Genomic DNA, 20,394 nt, shown 5'->3' on the forward strand with positions numbered 1-20,394 from the left:
CCCGCGTCAGTGTGCGGGCGTCACGTTCATTCGGCGGCCACGCGGCCGGCCTTGTCGAGGTAGCGCAGGATCTCGGCCCCGGCCTCGCGGCCGTCGCGGATCGCCCAGACCACCAGCGAGGCACCGCGCACGATGTCGCCCACGGCGTAGATGCCGGGGATCGAGGTCGCATGAGTGCCGAAATCGGCCTTCACCGTGCCCCAGCGGGTGGTCTCGAGATCGTCGGCGCCCCACATCTGGGCCAGCGGCTCGGCCTCGAAACCGAGGGCCTTGATGACCAGATCGGCCTCTTCCTCGTAGATCCCGCCCTCGATCGGCTCGGGCGACTGACGGCCCGTCGCGTCGGGCGCACCGAGGCGCATCTTCTGGATCGTGACGCGGTTCACCGGATTGCCCGAGAACGCCTTCGGCGCCGCGAGCCAGACGAATTCGACGCCCTCTTCCTCGGCGTTGTGCACTTCGCGCTGGCTGCCCGGCATGTTCGCCCGGTCGCGGCGATAGACGCATTTGACCGAGGTCGCGCCCTGCCGGATCGAGGTCCGCACGCAGTCCATCGCGGTATCGCCACCGCCGATCACCAGCACGCGCTTGCCCTCGGCGTTCAGGGTGCCGTTGTCGAACTCGGGAACGGCATCGCCGAAGCCCTTCTTGTTCGAGGCGGTCAGGAAGTCGATCGAGCGCACGATCCCGGCCGCATCGGCCCCCGGATCGCGCAGCTCGCGGGTTTTGTAGACACCCGTCGCGATCAGCACCGCATCGTGGCGGGCGCGGATCTCGGCGAAGGTGATGTCGCGGCCGACATCGCAGTTCAGCACGAATTCGACGCCGCCCTTCGCAAGCTGCTCGACCCGGCGCAGGACGATGTCCTTCTCCAGCTTGAAGCCGGGGATGCCGTAGGTCAGCAGGCCGCCGGCGCGATCGTGGCGCTCGTAGACGGTGACCTTCAGCCCGGCGCGGATCAGCACGTCAGCGGCGGACAGACCGCCCGGGCCGCCCCCGATGATGGCGACGCTTTCAGTGCGGCTGCGCGCCGGGGCGATGGGCTGCACCCAGTCGTTTTCCCAGGCGGTATCGGTGATGAATTTCTCGATGGCACCGATGGTGACGGTGCCGTGACCCGACTGCTCGATCACGCAATTGCCTTCGCACAGACGATCCTGCGGGCAGATGCGGCCGCAGATCTCGGGGAAGGTGTTGGTGGCCTGGCTGATCTCGTAGGCCTCCTGCAGGCGGCCCTCGGCGGTCAGGCGCAGCCAGTCGGGGATGTTGTTGTGGAGCGGGCAATGCGCGTGGCAGAACGGCACGCCGCACTGGCTGCACCGGCTGGCCTGCTCCTCGGCCTTGGCTTCGGAGAATTCGCGATAGATCTCGCTGAAGTCCTGCGCCCGCTGATCCGCATCCCGCTTCTGGGGCGTTTCGCGCTGCGTGTGGACGAATTTGAGCATGCGTTGCTTGGCCATGGCTGCGCTCCACTGGGTCCTGTCGGGAGCGCAGAAATACACGCGTTCCGACTCAATTGAAAGTCAGCAATGCTGACCTTTCTGTCGGAATTATCGCGGTAAGGGGCCGGATGTAACAAAAAGTGAGGGTAAAGTTGGTCAGTATTGCTGACCAACCAATCAGTGACCCAGCGTCAGACCCAGCAAGGCAAGCCCGCCGACGATGATTCGCCACCAGCCGAACAGGGCGTAACCATGACGCGAAACGTAATCGAGCAGCCCTTTCACCACGACCACGGCCGAGAGGAAGGCGAAGACGAAACCGATGGCGATCAGATGCAGATCGCCGCTGCTGAGCGCGTCGCGGTTCTTGTAGAGGTCATAGGCGAAGGCGCCGGCCATGGTCGGCATCGACAGGAAGAAGCTGAACTCGGCCGCCGCGCGCTTGTCGACGCCCATCAGCATCGCGCCGACGATGCTGGAGCCAGAGCGCGACACCCCCGGGATCATCGCCAGACACTGGCAGAAGCCGATCGCCAGCGCCTTGGACAACGGCAGGTCCATCACGTCATGCACCACCGGGCGCAGCGGCAGCCGGTCGACGACCAGCAGCACGATACCGCCCAGCACCAGCATCCAGGCGATCAGGGCCGGGCTTTCGAACAGCACGGTCTTGATGAAATCATGCGCCAGAACGCCGATCACCACCGCCGGCAGGAAGGCCAGCAGCACCGCCGCGATGAACCGGCGCGACTTCGGATCGTGCGGCGCCGAGGTGAAGATCTGCACCAGACGCCGGGCATAGACCCCGAGGATCGCCAGGATCGAGCCGAGCTGGATCACCACCTCGAAAGTCTTGCCCGTCGAGTTGAACCCGAGGAAATGCCCCGCCAGCAACAGATGGCCGGTAGAGGAGACGGGGATGAACTCTGTCAGCCCCTCGAGCAGCCCCAGAACGGCCGCGACGATCGTGTCGTGCATGATGCGGTTTTCGCCTTACGAAAGTTTGCGCAGATTGCGCGCCGAGGCGCGGATCGCCTCGAACTGGCCGGCTTTGCGGAAGCGCCACAGATAATCGGGCAGCACCGCCCCCATCGCCACCGGCGCGATGCCGAGCGCGGCGAAGCCACGGGCCTCGGGCGCGACGATATTGTCGACGTAAAGATTGCGCAGCTGATCGCGCGTCAGCACCCGGTTGGTCACGAGGCCGAGCGTCACCGCCTGCACCGCATCGCCGGCCGTGGCGATCAGCGCGCCCACGAAGCGCGGCAGCGCGACGATGGGGCGCTTGCGCTCGATCACCGTCAGCATACGGGTCATCAGCTGACGCAGGGTCTCGACATCCGGACCGCCGAGGTCATAGCAGCCCTCGGCCTCGCCAAGCACACCCTTGACCACGGCCTGAGCCACGTCATCGACATAGACCGGCTGGAACCGGGTCTCGGCGCCGACCAGCGGCAGGACCGGGCTGCGCACGGCCATCGTGGCGAAACGGTTGAAGAAATCGTCCTCGGTGCCGAAAATCACCGACGGGCGCAGGATCACCGCCTTCGGGAAGGCCTGAAGAACCGCGGCTTCGCCGGCGGCCTTGCTGCGGCCATACTGACTGGGCGAGGCGGCATCGGCCCCGAGCGCCGAGATCTGCACCAGACGCGCGACCCCGGTTTCCGCCGCGATTCGGGCGACGCGCGCCGCGCCCTCGGCCTGCACCGCGTCGAAACGGTTGCGCCCGTCCTGCACCAGGATCCCGACGCAGTTCACCACCGCATCGGCACCGCGCATCGCCGCGCGGACGCTGGCATCGTCGCGGATGTTGCAGAACTCGACCGAGACCTGCCCGACCGCACCATAGGGTTTGACGAAGAGCGCCTCGTTCGGGCGGCGGCACACGACACGCACCCGCCAGCCCTGCTGAGCCATCCTGCGCGCGACGTAACGTCCCACGAATCCCGAACCGCCATAGATCGTGACCAGCTTGGACATGGGCTCAGCCCTCCTCATCTCGTCTGAAGTCCTGCAATGATTAGCCGTTTGCCCCTGCCCGGACAAGGCCGGCCCGCCCGGCCCGCCGCAGCGTCGGAAAAAGGGATGAAGAAAATCGCTTACCCCCTGTTGACACCCCCGATGGCAATCGGTAAATCCCGCCTCACGACATCGCCCAGATGGCGGAATTGGTAGACGCGCACGGTTCAGGTCCGTGTGCCGCAAGGCGTGGAGGTTCGAGTCCTCTTCTGGGCACCAATACTTCGCGGCAGGCCGCGCAACCCCTACCAGGTTGCGCGGCCTTCGTCTTTTCTGGAACAAAATCTCTGAAAACGGCCCGGATCGGCGAAATCGCAGCCAGCCCGGCGGATCCGGCAACGCAAAGACCAGCGCTGAAAATAATGGCGGAAGCGGTGTCCGCCATAGTTCTGTAAAATGCTGTCAAAATTTTCCAGAAAATTCATATTTATCATTGTTTTTATTTGATTTTATGTTTGACGTTGTCTTGTCCCGATGCACCCAGCATCACGCCATCACATCGATAGTGTGGGGCTCTATGTGGGGCCAATTTAGGAACAAGGGGCGAGCATCATGCTCTCCAACACCAAAGCAAAGAGCCTGCAACCTGGCGACAAAGCTATCGCGGTCGGTGGAGTCCCGGGCCTCTATCTTCAGCCGGCCAAGAAGGTTGGGGCGGGGAAGTTCTACATGCGCTTCGTGTCACCGGTGTCTGGAAAGCGCCGGGACATGGGGCTCGGCACCTACCCGGAGCTCGGGCTTGCGGACGCGCGCCGCAGAGCAATGGATGCCAGAGAGCTGATTGCCAGGGGGATCGATCCGATTGAGAACCGGCGCTCTCAAGCAAACCGCAAACAGGATGCCGTACCTTCGTTCGAAGATGCGGCAAGGACGGTATTTCAAGCGATCGCCTCGGGCTTTCGGAATGCAAAGCATCGGGATCAGTGGATCAACACCCTTACAACCTATGTCTTTCCTAAACTGGGACGGCGTAGCGTGGATACGCTCACCGTTGCGGATTTCGCTGGAGTCCTTCAGCCGATCTGGCTCCAGAAAGCAGAAACGGCAAGCCGGGTTAAGCAGCGCTGCGAGCGGGTCATGACGTGGTGCGTCGCCAATGGCCACTGTACGACAAATCCGCTTTCGGCCGTTGATGCGCTGTTGCCTCGGCAATCAGGAGCGCGAGACCGGGTGACACATCACCCCGCAGCCCCCTGGCGGCACCTTCCTGACATTGTCAGCACCATGAACGAGGCTGCCCGGCTTTCCATCAGCCGTCAGGCACTGCTGTTCTTGATCCTGACAGCGGGGAGGTCCGGCGAAGTCAGAGGGGCAACTTGGGATGAAATCGATCTTGAGACCGCAACCTGGACCATTCCGCGCGAACGGATGAAAGCAGGACGTCAACACCGTGTCCCGCTGAGCACTCAGGCGGTCAAGCTTCTGCGAGAGCGGCAGCGCACTCATCTTGGCGGTCTATTCGTTTTCAATACCCGCGGGGCAGACGCGATGAGCGATATGACCATGACAAAGGTGTTGCGACTTAAGAATTTTCCAAGTGATGTTCCAGACCGATCAGCCACGGCGCACGGTTTTCGCTCCAGCTTTCGCGATTGGGCTTCCGAAAACGGCTATCCCCGCGATCTGGCTGAACGGGCACTGGCGCATACAATCCCGAATACCACGGAAGCGGCATATCACCGGACGGACCTTCTCGATGAACGTCGAACAATGATGCAGAATTGGGCGGATTTCGTGTGTGGCCTGGGGAGGCCGTAAATTGACGCAAGGGGCAGGGCGCTGCGGTGCCAGGCGTCCTGCCTGACCATCCGCTATGTGCCGGGCGCACCACTGCTCGGCCGCTGCTTCGACCGTGCGCAATCGGCCGGTGGCGTCGGTTCAGCGGCGCAGGCCTCAAGAAAGGCTCACCGCGCCGCCGCATGACAGCTCCGAGCCCGAAGCGGGCATAAATGGCCAAGTGCAGCACTGATCACTTTGGGCGGGGAGTGTGAATTCCCGGCACCGGCCGTAGAGGGCGGCATCCCCGAATGCTGCGGCAAGATCGTCGTCCGGACCTCGGGGAAACAAGGCCGCGAACTACGCCTCTGAAGCGAGCACGCCGGGGTCGTTAAACGCCTCTGCTCCTATCACGCTGTGGGCGAAGTCGAGAAACGCCAGGATGAAGGCGCTTCCGGGCGAGGGTATGGTACCGTTTTCGATCCGCATCCGCAGATCGCAAGGTTCGGGATCGGTTGAGGGTGCATCATGCAGAGCATGATGGGACCATTCGGGAAATCGAAAAACGCCCCCGGGGGCCTACGCGGCCACCAAGGGAAAACCCGTCTGCCGGATGGACATTCGAAAAACCGCTCGACGCCGCGAAATCCGGATCCGCTTCAAGGTGGTTATGGAGGTGTAGGTAGTTCATGCACAGGACATTGGCCTGATGAGTTCATATGGAAGAGTTTTGTTTGGCCTTTGCGCTACGCTAACGGGCTGACGATCACGTCAACTACGAATGTGTGACCTCTGATCGAGCGGCAATTCACGCCTCCCCAGCGACGAAGCAGGTCGGTAACGAACTTTATGATAAGAGGTTTCGGGGAAGATTCGTGTCTATTTCTCCCTCCCCCTAGCGAGCAGATCGCCAAGTGCGGAGCGGCGGATGCGTCCAGCTTTTTTCTTGAACCAGGTCGCAAGACCGGTTGCGACGAGGTCCGGCCCGATATCGACAAGATCGGCTCCTGCGTAATCGCGCAGGATCTCGTTGAAAGTGTCGGCGTCTTCGTCATCCCCCATGTCGAGAATGGAAAGGGCTTTGCCCAGGGGGCCATTGAGAAGTCCCGCCGGCATACGGAAAGACACCTTCCATTCCCGAGCGACTTCCAGCGGGTCTTCCGCCACCCGCATCGCGGAGATCAGCTTGATGGTTTCAGAAGGGATGCCGCCGGCCGCCGCAAGAATGGCGGACCGCATCGGCTTGGTATCGAGCTCCACCTTTTCGATATGGCTCAGGTGGATGCGGATCATCTCCGCCCCCCAGGCGGTGAGAAACTGGCTCTGTTCAGGCCGCCGGATGGCGATGTCGCGCATCTCCGTGTTGGCGGCATCGAGAAGGAGAAGCGGACGAACCTGCTTATTGAGAACCCGCGGCTGATGTTCGAGCCAGATCAGCGCATCATGCGCCTCCTTGCTATCTTCCGGCGTGAAGACGAGGATCACCGGGTTTTGCGAGGCGCCCTTGCGTTCGACGGGTGCGCGCAATTCGCGCTTGCTGCGCACGATCTCCACGTTGATCCCCTGCTCGGGGGCTCCGGGCAGGTGGCCGGATTCGGCAATGCGCTTGAGCGACGAGCCGACCTTGGAAAGCCCGAGGGCCTCAAGGCCGCAGACGATCTGTCCGGTCGTATCCTGGGGCTGGACGATGCGCTCGATCTGGAGATCGGTGAGCGGGCAGTAGGAAAACTCGCCCTGGTTGCCGGAGGTGTTCAGGTTGTAGCGCCGCCGATGGACGGAGCGGTCATAGGCTACCTCCGGATCCTTTTCCTCGATTTCGGCGAGCGCATGGTAGATGTCGTCCTCGGAGCCGAGCATGGTCGCGACCTGGCGCGAGCCTAGCAGGTAGCGGAAGCGCTTGGTTCCGGGGATCGGAACGCGGCCGAGAACGCCAAGGTCGAAGAGTTCCTCGAGCAAGGCCTCGAAGGCGGCAAGGGGCGGGATCTCGGAGCTGCGCGGCCAGAAGGTGCTCGCTTCGTCGAGAAGCTCGCGTGGATCGAAGCCGGTGACCCGGGCCCTGTCTTCCTGGCCCTCGACGTTGAGCCGGCCGAGCGTATAGGCCACGAGCGCGTAACGTGGATCGAGATTCAGCGTGAGGTGGAACTTGAAGCGGATCCGGTTCTCGATCTCGCCAAAGCCGCGGTGATCAAAGAGGGCGTCACTCGAGATCGGCCAGAGGGGATCGCCCACGGGCAGTCGATAGGGCTTGCCCGAACCGCTGCCATGGAGAGTGGAGAGAAGCCCCTTCATGTATTCCTGGATCAGAGAGGGGTAGTAGTTGGCCCAGGCCAGAATTTCCTCAATCGCCTCGTGGTTTTCGAAACGGAAGCCCGCGGCGCGCATCGGCGAGACAACGAGATCATGCGCGGCGCGCTTGTCGTCCTCGGTCCGGTTCAGCGGACCGATGCAGATAGGCAGGCCGAGATGGGCGAGCGGAGAGTTCGGCTGGTGAGACATCCGCTGGACGTTGTGAAGGCCGGCGAAGACGACCTTGAACGCGCGCCCGCTCTCTTCCATCAGCTTCTTGAGGCGGGCGAGCTCGGGGTAGTCGTCGCGGGTATCAGCATCCATGAAGTTGTCGGCTTCGTCGAACATGGCGACGATGTGCCCCTGTCGATGGTGCATGAGCCAGGCCTTGATGTCACGCGAGACATCCTCGGCGTTGCGGCTGGCGGGACGCACGATCTCGGGTGAAAGCATCGAGGCGAGATGGGACCAGATCTCCGAAGGCTTCTCGGATTTTCCAAGCGGTCGGACCTCGCGCGTCACGACGATCCGGTCCTTCTCGGGGGCATGCTCGGTACGGGCGATATGGCCCAGAAGGGCGGACTTGCCGAGCTGACGCCCGCCGTAGACGAGGCAGCCGTCAGCCGTTTTCGACATGATGAGGCGGATCTCTTCGCTGCGCCCGAAGAACATCTCGGGCGGCAGCTGGCCCGCGTCCGTTGTGTAGGGCTCGATGCGGCCATAGGGCAATCCGCATTCGAAGATGGTCCGGGCCCTGGCCTGACGGCGGGTAGCAGCGAAGGTAATGAGGGCCTCGTCGATGAGGAGTGCGGGGATCGCGTTGTCGCGCAGATGTTCGGCGAGTTCACGCCGCCGCTGGGCATCGACGACGCCGGCGAAAAGAAGGATCGCGGGCATGTCCGAAGCGAGAGTCTTCACGAGGTTCTCGGGAAGGGTATCGCGTCCGATCAGCACGAGATGAGCGCCCGCCCCGTTTGTGGCCTGCGAGCCGAAGACCGGCGGCAGGAACCAGTCGCCGGAGCGGAGGGGTTGGATCCGGCCGCCAAGCTGGGCCTGCCACAGTCCGGAACGGCCGACCGGCCGGGGGTTGTGGATCTTCACGCTGTCGTAGCCGATCTCCTCGAAGAGCACTTTAACCTTCGGCAGGTCGGGCTGCTTCGATTGCATCGAGGTGCCGATGGCGCGGTAGAGATGGATGAGATCAAGGCCGGCGCCGCGACGATCTTCCTCGATATGCAGAGGCCCCGCCGCGGCGACGGTGCGCTCGAGCGCTTCGCTGGTCGTGGGCCATTGCGCAGAGCTCGCATAGGCGAGGAAGTCGGGCAGAAAGTCGGACACGAGCCCGCCAAGTTCGGTCTGGAAGATCGCAGCGGAGCGACCATCGCGAAGTTGCGCGATGCGGTCTTCGGCCGCCTCGACCGTGATGCCGTCGAGAGCCCCGAGCAGGGTGTCGGCTTCTTCCGAGTTGCGGTCGTTGCGATATTGGTCGATGCGCTGAACCTGGTCTGCGCGGATCTTGGCCTCGATCTGGGCGCATGTGGCATCGATCTCGGCCGCAGCCGCCGGTAGTTCGGCAAGGTCGTGGACCTCGGATCCGTTGTCGATCGCCGTGAGGCGCCCCAGAAGGATTTCGCAGAGTGCAAGGCGCCTGGAGATCTCTTCCTGGTGCTTGTAGTCGACCTTCGAGAGGGTTTTGAGGCGACGGACGCGGGTGTTGATCTCCGCGCTCCAGGTTTTCGCAAAGACCTTCATGTCATGGGTCAGGCCGTCCTGGACGTCGATGCCGAAACGGCTGGCGAGACGGGATGCGGTATCGAAGGCGCCTTCCTCGCGCGCCTGGGCCAGGGCGCCCTTGGGATCGGGAATGACGGTTTCGTTGAGAAGATCGCTGAAGGCGTCGAAGCGGCCCTCGGGGATATCGAGCGTGTCACGCACCGAGGCGGGCAGGAGATCGCGTTCCGCGGCGAGCGCTTCATCGAGCGTCGCGAAGGCGCCGATATCTTCTCCGCGCAGTGCCTGCAGGACTTCGCGGACCTGATCCGCAACCCAGTGGGCAGTTGCTCCAGCAAGTGTGTCGGGGGCGCTTTTCGCCTCCGCCCGCAGCCCGGTTTCGGCTTTCTCGAGGCGGGAGATGAGGTTTCCGACGATGGTGCGCAGACGCGCCTCGGATTTCTGCCCCTGGCTGCCCTCGCGCGTAGTTGCGTCGATCCAGCTGTCGAGAAGGCCGAGGGGCTCCTCGAGCTGGCGCTCGAGATACTCGATCCCCTTAGGGTGCAGGCGGGCCGTGTTGCGCCCAGCCTCGCTCGCGTATTCCGCGGACAGCGTCTCGATTTTCGAGGCGGAAGAGAGACCGTCGATCGCCTCGCGAGCGAGGCTAGCCGCATTCTTGTTGCCGTTACTGATCGCAGAGAGAGCCGCGCCGATGGGGCCGGCGGGCGAGGCGATGTGGTGCATGATGGCGGTGGCGAAGGGCCAGCGCGAGGTCTTGGCCGACACCGTGTTGGCCCATTTGCCGAGCTGGGCCGCAAGCCTCTGTTTCTGGGGCGTGCGTTGGCCGCCGGAGAGGCGCGCCAGCTCGTCGGCGTCGGGCGGGAAGTCGTAATCGAGTTCCGAGATCGCATCCGTGGCCTGCTGCAGGTGCTGCCCGAGGCTGCCGCGGCAAAGCTCGTGGAGAATATTGCGCAGGCTGGAGAGGGAAGTCTCGAGCAGCGCGGGCCGGATCAATGCTCCGAGGAGCAGGATGGAACCGACATCGGATGCGGCATCACCCGCCCCACGGGTGGCGAGTTCCAGGAACCGCTGGGTGTCAGCCCCGTATTTGCGATGGGGCGTGCGGCTGCCGGCGGCGGCCTCGAGGACAACGGCCCGGATCGGCCAGTGCTTGCCTTCGTGTTCGAAGCTCTTCGCCGCATCGGCGGCGATCCCGAGGAGATTGCGATAGATCAGGCTTGCCAGCACCGAGACTGGGACCGGCGGGGGGGTGTCGATGTCGATCTCGGCCACATAGGTTTCAGGCTCAATCCGAGATATGAGATCGGGAAGCGCCTCGGGTTCAGAATATCTATCTTCCGCCGTTTCAATGGCAGACTGAATCGGTGCGTGTTCGAGGGGATTCTCGATAGCGACGGAATCGGCGTCAGGCTGGGGATTGACGTCCTGCGGTTCGATCTCCTTCGCCGCGCCTTCGTTCTCATCGATGCCTGCGTGGGTGTTTTGCGCCTCGACGGTGTCTTCCTCGTATGCATCGGTGACAGTCGGCTCAGATGTGTTCCCCTCCGCCTGATCGTGCCCAGCGGTTTCGGAATCATCGCTATTCACGAGGTCGGAGGAGACGCTCGTGGCGTCGACGGGCGAGTTGTCCTCGACCTCATCTTCGGGGTCGACATCGTCTGCGGCGGTGTGGTCTTCGACGGGGTCTTCTTCGGCGTAAGGCGGGGTGAAGAGTTCGGATGCCAGGGAAGCATCGGCCTTGGAGTAGTCTTCTGTGTCCGGGTCGTTCTTCTCGATGAAGGCGCGTAGCTCGGCCAGCGCAGCATCCTGATCTTCCGCCGCGCCAGAGACCAACTCGCCAAGGCAGAGAAGAATGGCCTCCTGAACGTCACGCGCGACGCGCAGGGCCTCCTTCTCCTCACCCGCCTGCGGCGCGAGGCGGGTGAGGAGGGCGTAATCTTCCTCGGCATTCGCCGCGGCGATCGCCTCCTTGGTTTCCGCGATCTTTTCCTCGAGGTCGGCAATGGCGAGGTCCTGGATGCGCACCCGCATGACGAGACCCGCATCCAACGCGGCGGAAAGCGTGGCAACCGCCTCGTCGGTGACGAGGTTGGGATCCACCTCGATTCCGAGTTTCCGGACCTGTTCGATCACGGTTTCCTTGCGCGGGGTCTGCAGCAGCTTTGCCTGTTTTGCCGCGGCCCCGGAGAGTACCATGATGGTTTCAAAATCGTCGACGCTGCTCGTCGGCGTGATGTGCTGGCTGAAATGCTTCAGGGTGGCGATGAGGTGGAGATGGAGGTACTCGGAGACGGCGTCAGGGTGGTCGGACATGAGGGATGTGATCAGGGACGCGTGCTCGACCCAATCCTCGATGTCATCGATCTGGCCAAGCTCGCCCATGATGATGTCGGCAGGACTGATATCCGATAGGATCTTCCTCGCCTCGATGTAGTGCTCTTCGAAGAAGCTCTTGTTTTCGGTCTTCCGGTAGTAGGCCTCGATCGCGTATTCGCAGAAGGCTGCCACGGCGATATCGGAGGCGACCGGTGGAAGAAGAAGTTCGCCTATCCGCTCATGGAGTTGTGGATTTGCCTTGAGACGCAGTTTCAAAAGAGGAAATTTCTTCAGGACGTAGGAAACCTTGTTCTTATTCTTGAAACCGCCGTTCTTGAGCCTTTGCCGTGCGATGATCGTCTCGAGCATCGGAAGAACCCAGGGAGCCCCTTCGGCACGCTCGAGGATGATGTGATAAATCGCCTCCGCATCGTGATGATCTACGTCGAGGCCGAAGCTAGAGACGATATTGCGGAGGTCGCGCGCCGAGAAATGGCCTGCCTGCGCAAAGTAGGCAGGAGCCTCGGGGCAGATTTCCAGAAGGGGAAAGTCACTGAAGACTTCGGGCTTTTCCCAGTCCTCCGTCGTCCATCCGGCCATGACGATGCAAGCGGGATGGGACTTCGGGAAATCCGTCGTTCTAGGGGTCTTACTGGAGATAGAGAACTCCGTCATCGCCGAACGGACAGTTGGATCGAGGGGTTTGTGCTTGAGCATGAAGGCGCCTGTCTGTCTTTCGATGTGTTTCAGATGTCCCATTGCGGGTCAATTTTGACGCCGGCATCGAGCAGGATCGTCTCGATCCATGCCTGGGCTGGGCGGCGATTGAACATGTGCCAGTGGCGCTGGTTCGAATAGTCGTTGAGGCAGCGCGTGCAGCTGGTGATGCAATCGGGGTTGGGACAGTTGAGGATCTTGCGGGCGGAGAGAAGGAGATCTCGCGCGAGATACCCGGTCTCGTTTGTCAACCGCGTGGCGTAACCCGCCCCACCGGAGACGGAATCGTAGATGACGACAACGATGAGGCCGTCGAGTTTCTGAACGAGCGCGCGAAGGTCACGCGGATTGGTTTCCAGGAGTTCGGCGGCGCCGAGCCGCAACGCCTCCTGCAGCGTGCGTTCGAGGGAGTTGTCAGAGGGGATGGCGTCCCCCGAGGGGGTTGTGGGGAGGCTCTCGAAGAGAAGACCGCGGACATCGGTTTCGAAGACATGGGCGAGATCGATCGGCCAAGCTTGTTTGGTGGGATCGAAACGGCAAGGCTGTCCGCTGCGTGGGTTGACATGGGTAGCGAGAAGCGTCGGCTGTTGCCAGGCGAGGTCGGGACCATGTCCATGCGCGGGCACGGCGTGCTCGCAGCTCGGACACCAGGCGAAGCCGCCGCCATGGCGTCCGCGATTGACGGTGATGATGCGCCCGAGTTCATCCTCGGGCCGGTTCGAGCCCGGCGCGTGGAAGGTCAGGATGCCGGGCAGGTCGGTCGCGGTGTATTTGGAGCGTGGAGCCTCCGTGAGAAGCAGGGCCTCATCGGAGATTGTTGGACGGATCCGGGTCGCGCCCGGGTCGCGCCCCTGACCATCGGCGACGGAAGTGACGAAACCATGGGGCCGGATGAAGGCCCGAGTCGCATTGGTCTTTTGGAACGCGGCGCCGCATTGCAGGCAATGCTTCTTTGGCTCCACGCCCTGGAGGGTGATTTGGGGAGAACGGCAGGCACCGCAGACCCGGTATTGGGATCGTTCGATGAAGGCGTCGTCTCCGGTGAATTTCGATCGCTTGGAAATCCCAGCGCTTACCCAAACTCGGCCTCCGGCGACGATCTCGGCGCTCGGCGCGTATTCGGAAATTCCGATCGAGCCGTCGCGGTCGAGTTCGAGCACGGCGGTGTCGGAGGTCTGACCGGCCGTATTGAGAACTTCGAGCGAGACCGAGTGAACCGGAAACGAGTAGGTGGGAATGATCGCTCGCCGCGATAGCTGGTCGATCAAGAATTGGTTCATATAGAGCTTCTGTTGGGTGCGCAGGGCGCCCAGCGACCGGTCGATCTTGATGAACTTGTCGGCTTCCGTCTTTTGGAGATCGTTTCGGCGTGCCTCGAGGTCGTCGATTGCTTCCTGCATCAGTCCGAAACGACCCCAGGCCATGTCCGCGAATTGCGAGATCCGCTCGCTCAGGGAGGCCTTCAGACCTGCCGCGTCGAGCGCGATCGATCGAAGGGAAGGAGGCAAGCGGGTGGCCAGGTCTGCGGCGGCCGCAAGGTCCGGGTCCGCCCGCTCGATCCAGTCGGCGAAGGAGGTGTCGAACGTCTTTCTGGCCTCCTCTGTCAGGGCATCGGAGAAGACGTCACGCATGCGGGGAGATCCCGTCCGGGTGTATCCCGCGAGGCGGTGTTCGAGGAAGCGCGCCAGCAGCATCGAGAGCTGGTGACGACGGAAAAAGCCCGCGTTGTCGAGGCTGAGGTAGGGGATGATCGGCTGGGCCGCGAGATATTCGGAGAACTTCTCGAAGACCGCCCGGTCATAGCGCCCGGAACGCGCGGTGGTGAGTACGATTGGCGCGACTTGGGCGCGGCGTCCGGCGCGTCCCGCGCGTTGCTGGTAGTTGGCGATCGAGGGCGGGACATTCTTGCACAGGACTGACTCGAGATCACCGAGGTCGACCCCCATTTCCATGGTGGTCGTGCAGGACAGGAGGTTGACTTCGCCTGCCTTGAATTTCTCCTCGATCTCGGACCTGATCTCGCTGGAGATCGCCGCGGTATGTTCGCGCGCAATGCCCATTTGCGGATGCTCGCGGTAGCGGGCCACGTAGTGGTTGCGAGCATCGAGGGTCTGGCGTTCGTCCCACGGAACCTCGTGGAGCTTTCCATTGCACCTCATGGACTGGCAGACGCCGGCAGTATCGAACTGGGTTCGCGTGCCGCAGGACAGGCATTGGTAGAGCGACACCTCAGAACCGGGAAGAATGAGGAGGCCCCGGTCGAGTTTCAGGCCGCGTCCCACACCATGTTTCGAGGTCATCGATTTCGGGTGCTCGATGGCTTTCCAGAATTGGGTCAGAACATCGCGGACTTGGTTCTCGTCGATCGTCGTGCCGCAGGCCTGGGCCATGCGTTCGAGAAGGTCGGTGAAGCGGTTCTGCCGACCGGCGGCCGGCACGAGGCTGAGCGGAAGGTTCGTGTGGGGATTGCGCTCACGGCTCACGCAGCGGTTCTGTTGTGAGGCGATACGCGTCCAGATCGACTCGTCCTCGAGGTCGATCATGCCGGATTCTTTCTGCGCGATCGCGCGGTGCTCACGGATCATTTTCAGCAGGTAGCGGACGTAGGTATCGGCGTAGGGTTTCATGGCGTCGGGAAGAGCGCCCCGGACCATATCGACGGGCCGTGCGATGGCGTCATAATCCACACCGATGAGACCGAAGCCCTCGAGGCTGAGACGTCCCCGCCCGAAGACCGTGATCTCGGCGGCAACGAGAGCCTTGAGGCGGAGACGCTCGTTTTCCCCGGTCTCGCGCTCGGGAACGACGCCGGGACGGTAGAGGCGAAGCCCGTCGGCCTGAAGCTCGCGCAGGATCGCGCCGGTGATGTTGTCGATATCCATGCGCCCGCTGCGCTCGACGACCCGAAGGATCGCACTGCGCACTGCCTGTTCGCGTGATGTGCGCTCGAAGAATGGGGCGAAGAAAGCGGCATCTTGGCGGTTATCGGAGAAGACGAGGAGATTGCGTCCGCCCATCGGGGGGGTGGTGCCGAGATCGCGTGACGACATGGATTCGAGGAGGGTCTGGGCGGCGACTGCCGCGATCGCCTCGTCGCCGGGACGTACGGTTGTGATGGGTTCATTGAATCGCGCGGAGCGATGATTGCAGGCCACGCAGCGGTGCATGTAGCGCTTGCCGTCGTCGGGATCCTGTTCGAGAGGCACAGCCTCGAGGGCGACCGTGCCTGGTGTTCCCTCCTCCATCGGGTGCCCGTTCGAGGGATCGAGATGGACCATCTGGCCGGGAAGGGCGATCTCGGTGTCATCTTCCTCCTCGATAGCCAGCCCGCCCGGCACAAGCCGCAAGAGATGGCGGACTCCCGCGCCAGGCGTCGGGTCGAGGGAAATGCCGTTGTCCCAGGCTTCGAGATAGGGCTCGCCGCAGTTGCGGCAGACGTAGAGCTCGTAGACCGGGCGGTCCTCGTCGTCACGTTCGGCCCCGATCAGGACTTCGCGGAGATTGTCAGCGCCGCCGGCCGCAAGCGAAATCCCGATGCGGTCCGGCGCCCGCGAGATCAGGTGATAGCGGGCAGGAAGAAGCGGAAAGACCGCTGCGTCGGCACTGACGGCGAGAACGCCTACGGAAATCAGCCCGACGAGCGCGGCGACGGCCGCTTCCCCTGCATCGGGAAAGACCTCGCGCGCGAGGATTTCGATTGCGACCGATCCGCCTTCGAGACGCCGGGCGATGCGGTGGATTTCCTCGAATCCGGCGAGCCTTTCGATCAGCGCATCGCCGAGAGAGGGGGCGTCATCGAGGTGAAGTCTTGGAAGGTCGAGAAATTCGGTCTCGAGATTCCAGTCCTCGATCGACATCGGCGTGTCGTTCTGGACCGCGTCGCGCGCGGCTTCGGCAAGATCTCGTGCCCGCGCCCAGTGCTCGGGAGAGAGGCCGCTCGGCATGGCGCCGCCGGCCAGGCTGGGATGGATCTTGCGTTTCGAGGTGATGACGGAGATCTCTCCGGCGAAGGGTTCGCCGAAGAGCCGAGAGGCGAAATCCGCAAGTTCCGACTTGCGGCGGGGGTCGAGTGAGGCCGAGGTCCCGGTGCAGCGGATCTGCCCGTCGGGGATTCCGAGATGGGCCTTGAGCCTGCGCAGCAGGAAGGAGACCTCGATCGCCTGGGCGCCGGCATATGTGTGGATCTCGTCGAGCACGATGCGGCGCAGGTCAGCGCCGATCAGCAGTTGCCGATTGGTCGGAAGGAGCAGGATGTGCTCGAGCATCGCGTAGTTGGTGATCAGGATGTGCGGCGGAGCCTCGCGCATCTCCGCGCGGGAAAGGAGCCAGTTCGCGGGCACGTCGGCATCCTCGCCGAAGGCCTCTAGGAAACTCGGGGAGGATCGAAGGCGCGTGATTTCCTCATCCCGCGTGGCGCGCGACTTGACCTGGCCCGTGTATCTTCCCAGCGTGATACCGGGATCGCCGAGGTCGTGGAAGAGGAGCTTCGCTATCCGCCCCAGTTGGTCGTTGGCCAACGCGTTCAGGGGGTAGACGAGGATCGCGCGCACTCCCGGGCGTTCGAGATCCCCCTGAGACAGGATGTCGTTGACCAGCGGGTAGAGGAAGCTTTCGGTTTTCCCTGAGCCGGTTCCGGTGGCGACGAGGTAGTTGTCCTGCCGCCGGATTGCCGCTTCTTGGTGAGCGTGCAGGGGCCGGGCGAAGACGGCAGGAGCTGTCGAGGCGAGGGTTTGCCAATGCGGCGTGAGAAGGCCTTCTTCCTGGAGTCCGCGGAGAGATTTTCCCTTCTCGAAATCGGGAAGGGTCTCGACATAAGGCCCTTTGACGAAGTCGAGCTGCCCGATGACGTTACTGAGCTCTTCCGCGAGACGGGGCGCACGGATGCCGTTGATTGGCGAAGACGTCGCGACAAAGCGCGCAAGGACGTCGTTGAGATGCTCGCGGAAATCGTTGGGATTGAGGGGCGTCATGCGGAGGGGGATCCATCCTTGCTGGCATGCGCCCAGAGCGCACGGAAATAGGCGAAGAACTCGACGCCGACCCTCAGCATGAGGGTCAGTGCCTGCCCGACTTCGCGCCGGGGTAGGCCGGTTCGAAACACGACGTCATCGACGAAGGCGTGAGACCGGCGTTCGGCGCAACTGCGGGCAAGGCGCTCGACCTGCGCGGCGATTCGGGCGGGAAGCGGATCCGCACCTCCGCCCGTATCGAAGGAGCGAAGTTTCTCGAGGCCTTCAACATGGGCGCCACAGATCAGCTTGACGGTTCCCGCAAGCGTCCCTTCCCCGACGAGGTCGTGGAGATCGGTTTCCTTGAGCCGCCAGCGCAGGGCCTGGAAGGCATGCTGGAGCCTGTCGGCTTGGAATCCGATTGGGATGCCAGCACTCGTCGAGACGCGCCCGAGCCAGTCAGAAAGTGGCGTGTCTCCATCGACGCGCGGAGGCGGCACGGGCGAGGGTTCTCCGGCCATGTCGGAGATCGGCGCAAGGCCGGTGTCGATGTCTAGGCCGCCGAAGGCGATCGGGCTTGCTTCGAAGATCCAGGGAGTGGCGCCGACGAGGTCGTGCCGGGGTGGCTGCCGATCCTCCCGGGCAACGGCGAGGAGAGGCTTGATCGATCCGAGCATGTGAGACTTGCCAACGTGATCCAGTGCCGCCTCGTAGGCTGGCGAGAGGGCCCGACCGATTTGTCCGCCCAGGCTATCCGGCTGGGGTTCGGCGAGAAAGCGGGCAAGATCGAGGAGATGGCCTCGCTGCGGCGTGTCGATCTCTCCGGCAAGCCCGATCGCGACCGGTGCATTGCGGACATCGCGAAGCGGAAGGAGTACCCCCGCGTTGTCGCGCAGAAGAAAGGTGGCGCGCGCCGGCGCGGGCAGCTGCGAAGGATCGAGGATGACCTCGACCTGGCTGGTCGCGTGATCGCGCGTGGTGCGAACGCCCTGAAGCGAAGGAAGATCGAGGGGTGCGCGGCCGAAGGCATATTCCCCCTCGATCAGGGCTCCGCAGACGGGCTCTATGCGAACCCGAAGGGCGTCGCAGTCTGTCCGGGGGGTAAAGCGCAGGCGGATCTCGTCGGGGTCTTCGCTGATTTCTAGGCCAGCCGGGTCGGTGGCGCGGCGAAGTCGGGCGAGAAGATCGACGCGCCCGTCCGCCCTCCGCAGGGCAATGCGGTCGTCTTCAGTGTCCTCTTCGAGATCCGCCTCACCTATCTCAATGGTCTGTCGTCGATGAAAGGGACGCCGGCTCTCACGGCCGAGAACAAGAAGCGAGGCGTCGCGGTCCGGCGAGCGCAGGATGAGGGCATCGTGTCGGTTGGCGTGACCGAAGACCAGCGTGGCCCCGCGCGGGACGTAGACCCTGTCGCCGCGCGCCATCCGGAAGTGCCAGAGCTTCTCGCCACGGGCGACAAGGCGAAATTCGTGAACTCCGTCAGGACCGGAAAGCCCGAGGATCGGGGTTTCCTGGTCAGCCTCGGGATCGACCGAGAGGCGCCCGTCGATCGCGCGCAGCCCGGCGCTGCGCGCAGGGTCAAAATTGGCAGGGATCGGGACGTCCGCAAGGTCACCGTCGGGGGCGGAGATGCCGGGCCATATCCAGCAGCGCGTGGTCAGGGCGACCCGCGCTTCGAGGTCTCCGGCCGCCCCGGGCGTAAGGACCTCGAAGAGAACTTCCGATGGATCGGCGAGGGCTTCGAGATGGGCGTCGGCAAAGGCCATGCGGACTTCGCCGGTGGCGCCGAGATCGACCTGGTGGAAACGGACCTGTCCGCCGATGCGGGTCCGGATGATCCGGGTTGGCCCGCCGATCTCCGGGGCGATCCGCACCTGCAGCCCGCCGTTGCAAGCATAGAGGGCCCTGCTTCCGTCGCGCCCGAGAACCGGGGCGTCGATCCAAATGGCGTCTTCGACCGGACGCGTGAATGAAAGGTCGGAGCGCCCCTCGAAAGCGAGGGTTTCGTCCGCATTGACCCAAGCAATCCTGAAGGACGCATCCTTTGCGGGGATAGCGTCGCCGAAAGAAGGGCTTGTGAAAGGGGCTCCGGAAAGGACGATGAGCCGTTCTGCGGCAATTTCCATTTCCCCCTGTTCAGGGGAGAGGCGAGAGAGCATGGCGCCGGTGTCGGCATCGAAGACCAGAACCTCACCTTCCGCGGGGGCAAGGGGGATGTCCCGGGAGAGGGTGCCCGCGGTCCAGCGAATGGTCGGGCGCCAAGGCGGGGGCACCTGGAGGCGTTTGCCGCCAGCAAGTCGAGTCGGGATGGCCCCGAGCCGCAGGGATTGTAGTTCGCGCGACGTCTCGGTTTCGAGGGTGAGGTGATCTCCGGTCCAGACAAGGCGTGGCGGGCCGACGATGTCGGCTCTTGAACGACCAAGGCTTCGTGCCGCCTGATCATAAGCTTCGAAGAGATGGGCTTCGGTATCTCCCACGGGGCTTTCGCCATGTCGCCATGCCTCGAAGCGGCGGGCGACATGGGCGGAGGTGTCGAAGGCGATGGTCGCCTTGAGGCGGGCGAGTCCTGCACAGCGATCGGCCACAACTCTTCTCTGCCAGCGCCGTGCGGAAGCCGTATCCTCGATTGCTGGCGGGCCAATGTGAAGGGCGGCACCGACAAAGGCTCGGGCGAGATCACCGTGGTGGGCCTGGGCCGGACCGAGTGGTGCGAAAAAGAGGCCTGTCGGCTCGTTGCCGAATACCGGCAGGCCGAGAGCTTGGGCGGTGCGGCGGTAGCGGGTCTTGAGATCCTCGCGGGCCTCCTGTTCATCAAAGCTCTCGCCGACGAAGCGACTGATATGGCTGTAGACCTCATTGGTCGAGATGCCGTAGTTGCGCGCAAGCGGGATGAGAACGGCCCAGACCGCGAGCGTCGGGGCAGAATTGAATAGGCGCCACAGCGGTATCTCGTGAGCGAAATGTGCCGCATCGTGGAGGAGATCACCGCGAGCTTGGATGTCTGTGATAAACGGAGTAGAAGTTGGACCGGTCCATGCGGCATTGAAGGCAGTTTCGACCCATGCCAATCGATCAAGCGACACATTACTCTCGGCACTCAAGCGGGAGGATCCTCCATGTAATACATTGTTTTTACTAATAAAACTGTACATTTTGGTAACGTATTATTTTTTCGAGTTTAGCGATAAACGCGTACAAGAGATATTCGCGCGCAAGAA

7 protein-coding genes and 1 tRNA gene are annotated in these 20,394 nt (G+C 63.2%); 2 read left to right on the forward strand and 6 right to left on the reverse strand.

Translation table 11 applies throughout. The features are described 5' to 3' along the window. Window positions 1–26 precede the first annotated feature (26 nt). The 3 genes from CG50_RS03630 to CG50_RS03640 all read right to left on the reverse strand — a co-directional run bounded on the left by CG50_RS03630 (window position 27) and on the right by CG50_RS03640 (window position 3,422). On the reverse strand, window positions 27–1,460 hold the full coding sequence (locus tag CG50_RS03630; RefSeq protein ID WP_036635332.1) for an NAD(P)-dependent oxidoreductase: 1,434 nt from the start codon (window positions 1,458–1,460) through the stop codon (window positions 27–29). A gap of 159 nt (window positions 1,461–1,619) precedes the next feature. Next, window positions 1,620–2,420: an undecaprenyl-diphosphate phosphatase gene (locus CG50_RS03635; protein WP_152559414.1), complete on the reverse strand. Its 801-nt coding sequence runs from the start codon at window positions 2,418–2,420 to the stop codon at window positions 1,620–1,622. Between the two features lie 15 nt (window positions 2,421–2,435). After that, on the reverse strand, window positions 2,436–3,422 hold the full coding sequence (locus tag CG50_RS03640) for a complex I NDUFA9 subunit family protein (RefSeq protein ID WP_036635338.1): 987 nt from the start codon (window positions 3,420–3,422) through the stop codon (window positions 2,436–2,438). 173 nt (window positions 3,423–3,595) lie between these two features. Between CG50_RS03640 and CG50_RS03645 the strand changes: the two genes are divergently transcribed. Next, a tRNA-Leu gene (locus CG50_RS03645) sits at window positions 3,596–3,680 on the forward strand. A 333-nt stretch (window positions 3,681–4,013) separates the two neighbouring features. Beyond that, the gene (locus tag CG50_RS16455) at window positions 4,014–5,219 is read left to right on the forward strand and encodes a tyrosine-type recombinase/integrase (RefSeq protein ID WP_081880262.1); all 1,206 of its coding nucleotides are present in this window, start codon (window positions 4,014–4,016) and stop codon (window positions 5,217–5,219) included. A gap of 837 nt (window positions 5,220–6,056) precedes the next feature. On the opposite strand, the gene CG50_RS03650 is transcribed toward CG50_RS16455, so the two are convergent. The 3 genes from CG50_RS03650 to CG50_RS03660 are packed head-to-tail and all read right to left on the reverse strand — an operon-like array spanning window position 6,057 to window position 20,277. Next, the gene (locus CG50_RS03650) at window positions 6,057–12,227 is read right to left on the reverse strand and encodes a hypothetical protein (protein WP_152559415.1); all 6,171 of its coding nucleotides are present in this window, start codon (window positions 12,225–12,227) and stop codon (window positions 6,057–6,059) included. Window positions 12,228–12,256: 29 nt separating this feature from the next. Beyond that, complete coding sequence (locus CG50_RS03655; protein WP_036635343.1) at window positions 12,257–17,197, reverse strand: DEAD/DEAH box helicase; 4,941 nt, start codon at window positions 17,195–17,197, stop codon at window positions 12,257–12,259. Further along, the gene (locus tag CG50_RS03660; protein ID WP_152559416.1) at window positions 17,194–20,277 is read right to left on the reverse strand and encodes a hypothetical protein; all 3,084 of its coding nucleotides are present in this window, start codon (window positions 20,275–20,277) and stop codon (window positions 17,194–17,196) included. Before CG50_RS03660 ends, CG50_RS03655 begins: the two co-directional genes overlap by 4 nt. Window positions 20,278–20,394: the final 117 nt, after the last annotated feature.

This window comes from Paenirhodobacter enshiensis (genome assembly GCF_000740785.1).
GTDB lineage: Bacteria > Pseudomonadota > Alphaproteobacteria > Rhodobacterales > Rhodobacteraceae > Rhodobacter > Rhodobacter enshiensis.